Raw genomic sequence first — 1,534 nt, 5'->3', positions numbered from 1 at the left:
CGCCGACAATTATTCGCCGACAATTATTACAGATTAAAAAATATTGAAAAATCTACGGCTTTGTATCAAACTTTTTTGAAAGAATATCCGAAAGACGAATATGTTCCAAGAATTTATAATATATTTGTAACGGAAAGTTTGAAATCGAATAATTTAATTTTGGCGAAAAGATATTTAACGAACAGTTTGAATAAATTTAAAAGCAATAGATGGACTGAAGCCTCTTTAAAAAGTTATTTGAGAAAATCTTTGAAATTAAAAAATAAAACGGAAACTTATTACGCTTTGAAAATATTGGAAGAGAGGCATTCAAAATCAAGAAACGATTTGGCGATGTCATGGAATATGTGGACTTACGAAGAATTTGAAGACTTTGACAAAAGAGACGATTATATAATGAAAACCCTTTTGACTAGCAAAAATCCTTATTATATTAAAGGCGCTTTGACTCTTGCAAACGAAGATATGATTAAAGTTGTTTCTTCAAGCAACGATTATTATCTAAACGAAGCTAAAAAATTTTTTGAAGTTTCAAATTATTCCAAAACTCTCGAATCTCTAAATAAAATTCAATTCATAGATTATATCGCAAGCAAAAAAGAAGATAAACTTGTAAAAGAAGCGAGAGAAATTGCAAAAGAAATTTTTATGCAAAATAGATTCGTTAAAGATTTTTATTTGAAAAAAGATGGTATGATAACCGAAAGCGAAATATTTAACGAACTTTCATTGCAAACTAGAGGCGAAATAAACAAATCGATTTTGCTTTATTATTACGGCGATATTCAAAACGCTTATAACGAATTTAATAAAGTTTATCAAAAAACTCAAATCACTTATCCGTTATTTTATTACGCAGAAAAAATATTTATAGCTTCTTCAAATACGAAGAGATTCATGCAAATATGCAATAACATTGGAAAATATTTCGGTTATAATTATTCGGAAAATGTCGATTTGCTTCCAGAAGAATTTAGAAAATATATTTATCCGAGATTTTTTGACGAGTATGTCGTTCCCGAGTCGAAATATTATAAAATAGAACCAGAATTCGTTTATTCAATAATGCGCGAAGAGAGTTTATTTGACGCAAAGGCGATTTCTTGGGCGGGAGCGCGAGGACTCATGCAGCTTATGCCAGCGACTGCGGGAGCGGAAAATAAAAAAACGAGATATAAATTTAATCCTCTCAATTTGAACGACCCTAAACAAAATATATATTTGGGAATTTCGCATTTGTCTTGGCTTTTTACGAGCGAGAACGCGAATAATTATATTATGGTTGCGGCAAAATATAACGCGGGTTCGAGCAGAGGAAACAGATGGAAAAACGAATACGGAACTAATAATATGTATAGAACGGGCAGATTTATAGACATCGAAGAAACCGAATATTATGTGGAAAAAGTAATGAAAAGCTACGAATATTATAGTAGGTATTATTAATTTTTTACAAAATGAAAAATAAGGATTACAACCCGCATAATAAAACCTCATGCATATCTGCATGAGGTTCGTAAAAATTATATTATAT

General features: G+C 30.4%; 1 protein-coding gene. It reads left to right on the top strand.

The window, feature by feature from the left end; genetic code table 11:
* Window positions 1-1,446 (top strand): lytic transglycosylase domain-containing protein (locus EZH24_RS11625; RefSeq protein ID WP_137999253.1); only part of this gene is annotated, 1,446 nt, incomplete at its 5' end.
* Window positions 1,447-1,534: the final 88 nt, after the last annotated feature.

It is taken from the genome of Brachyspira catarrhinii, from assembly GCF_005518285.1.
GTDB classification, from domain to species: domain Bacteria; phylum Spirochaetota; class Brachyspiria; order Brachyspirales; family Brachyspiraceae; genus Brachyspira; species Brachyspira catarrhinii.
This window is presented reverse-complemented; position numbering and strand designations above follow the sequence as displayed.